Genomic DNA, 2,816 nt, shown 5'->3' with positions numbered 1-2,816 from the left:
TGCTCGTCAATCCTTCCAAGGTACTCCAGATTCCCATCCGGCAGCCATCTTACCAAGTCTCCGGTCCGATACATCCGCTCGCCTGGTTCAAACGGGTTGTCCACAAACTTCTCCGCCGTTAGCTCCGGACGGTTCAAGTATCCACGCGCCAAGCCGTCTCCTGCGATGCACAGCTCCCCCGGTACCCCGATTGGCGCTAGCTTGTTCGAACGGTCGATGACGTATGCCCGGGTATTGGCAATCGGACGCCCAATCGGAATTGTTCCCTCGTTAACGTCCCCTTCACCTATCGGATAGCAGCAGGCGAAGGTTGTACTTTCCGTCGGGCCGTAACCGTTGATCAGTTGCAACCCTTCGATTTCCATCGCCTTTTTCGCATGTTGTGCGGAGACGATATCGCCGCCTACGAGCAACTGGCGTACTCCTTTTAATCCTTGCAGGCGATGCTCCACCATGACGTTAAACAGACCCGACGTTAACCATAGAATCGTCACGCCATATGTTTCGATCCGTTCCGCCAGTTCTTCCAGCGTCGGAATGCCTGGCGGCATTAGTACCAACTTCGCACCGTTCAGCAAACTTCCCCAAATTTCAAATGTCGCCGCATCGAAGGATACCGTCGAAGCCTGTAAAAAGATATCTTGTTCCGTGATGCGCACATAGTCCGCTTCCTTCACTAGCCGCACAACGCCGCGTTGGACCACGGCTACGCCCTTCGGCTGTCCCGTCGATCCCGACGTATAGATCACGTACGCCAGATCCATCGGACCACTTGCTGCTGGCAAGTTCGACGTCTCGCCCGCATACAGCGACGCGTCCGCCAGGTTCAGCACGGTTCCTTCGTATTCTTGTGGCACTTCTGCGTCACCGTATACGAGCAGAAGATCGGCCTTGCTGTCTTCCAGCATGTACGCGATCCGCTCAGAAGGGTACGCCGGGTCCATTGGTAAGTACGCACCGCCGGCCTTTAGGATCGCGAGAATCCCCACGATCATCTCGACCGAACGCTCCGCCATAATTCCCACGATCTCGTCGGTTCCTACGTCTCGTGCCCGTAGCTCATGCGCCAGTTGGTTCGCCTTCACGTTCAGCTCACCATACGTCATTCGCGCAGACTCGAATACGATCGCCTCGGCTTCTGGAGTCCGCTCCGCCTGTTCCTCGAACAACGCGTGGATCGTCTTATCCTTCGGATACTCCGCCTTTGTGTCGTTAAACGTCTCCAGCAGCTGACGCTTCTCTTCTTCCCCAGCCAGCTCGATCTCATCCAGCCGCATGTCCGGCCTTGCTGCCACTTGCTCCAGAATGGTCTCCAAATGGCTAATCACTCGTTCGATGTTGGCTTTACGATGCTCCGACGAATTAAAACAGATTCTGATGCCAAGCCGATTCGCATGTACATGCATCGTCACGCTTAACGAATAATTGGTATGTTCGAACATTTGAATGTCCTTGATCTGTAAAGCCTGGTCCTCAGGCTGTCCGTTAACTTCATAGACGTCCGGATAGTTTTGGAACACAAACAGATGGTCGATCAAGTTTTGTTTCAGATCCGATTGCGCTTGAATCTCTGCCAATGAAAGGTACGCATATTTCTCCGAATCGAGCGCTCGTTGCTGCAACCGTTTGACCGTTTCGATGTAAGAGTCCGCTTGTTCGTTCAGGCTTAGCCGAACCGGCAGCGTGTTGATAAACAGCCCCACCATGTTCTCGATGCCGTCGATTTCCGGAGGACGCCCAGATATGACCGCACCGAACACTGAGTCATCGATATTATTGTATCTGCACAGCAAAATGCCCCATGCCGTTTGCATCATACTGTTTATCGTAACCTGATGATGAATGCTCAATTTTGTTAAATGCTCGGTCAATGTCTCTGTGAACGAATAATTGACTTCTTCCAGCACATACGACTCATCTGTACGACTTCCGCTTGCAGGAATCGTCACCCGATGTCCGTATCCCGACAAGTAATCTCTCCAGTAGACCAGCGCTTCTTCACGATTCTGCTTCTCCAACCACTTGATAAAGTCGATATAGGGCTTCACGGGGGGTAAATCTATCGCCTTACCACTGCAAAGCTGTGCGTACATATAGAAGAACTCTTTTAAGACGATGCCCATGCACCAGCCGTCCATCAGTATATGATGGTGGCTCCATACAATCTCGTATTGGCTCTCTCTCGTCCTTAATACGGCAATCCGCAATAGCACATCTTTCGTGAGATCGAATCCTTGTTCCCGATCCAATTGTTTGAACCGCTCCACGTTGATCTTGATTTCATCTTCCGATAACCCTGTGTAATCTTCGAATAGGATCGAAGGATTGCGCTTTTTGAGTACGATCTGCAACGGCCTTTTCAATCCCTCGTACTTAAACACCGTTCGAAAGATATCGTGACGTTCCATCAGAAGGAAAAGGCTCTTCTCTAGATTGGCTTCATGCAGCGACCCTTGAATCACAAACGACAATTGTTCGAAGTAAGCGGACGACTGCGGCTCCCTTAACGCTTGGAACAGCATGCCTTCTTGCATCGGAGACAGCGGGTACATGGAAACCACGTTATGGTTACCGCCACCACTCATTACAATCACCTATCTTTCACTTATAAATTACGGACATTAAAGATCTCATTTTACAAATCATTCAACTCCGTTAAAAGCTCTTCAAAAATGTCTAAAGGCACTGCTTCGCTCCCCACATCGCTCGGAGTAAGTTCCGTCTCGGTTTGCTGCATGCAATGTTCGACGATCGAAAGTAACTGCTTCTTGTAGCTGGCCAGCAATGCTTGTATCGTGCTTTCGTGGTACTCCTCC

1 protein-coding gene and 1 pseudogene are annotated in these 2,816 nt (G+C 50.9%); both read right to left on the bottom strand.

Annotation, left to right across the window (positions count from 1 at the left end; all coding sequences use genetic code 11):
• Positions 1–2,585: non-ribosomal peptide synthetase (locus AC1TPB_RS24680; RefSeq protein WP_482078920.1), on the bottom strand; the 2,585-nt coding region annotated here is incomplete at its 3' end.
• Between the two features lie 50 nt (positions 2,586–2,635).
• Positions 2,636–2,816: pseudogene (locus AC1TPB_RS24675) on the bottom strand (hypothetical protein); the annotation flags it as partial.

The sequence above is a fragment of the Paenibacillus sp. Y951 genome (genome assembly GCF_056786395.1).
The sequence above is the reverse complement of the archived record's forward strand: the minus strand, read 5'-3'. Positions and strand labels throughout refer to the sequence as shown.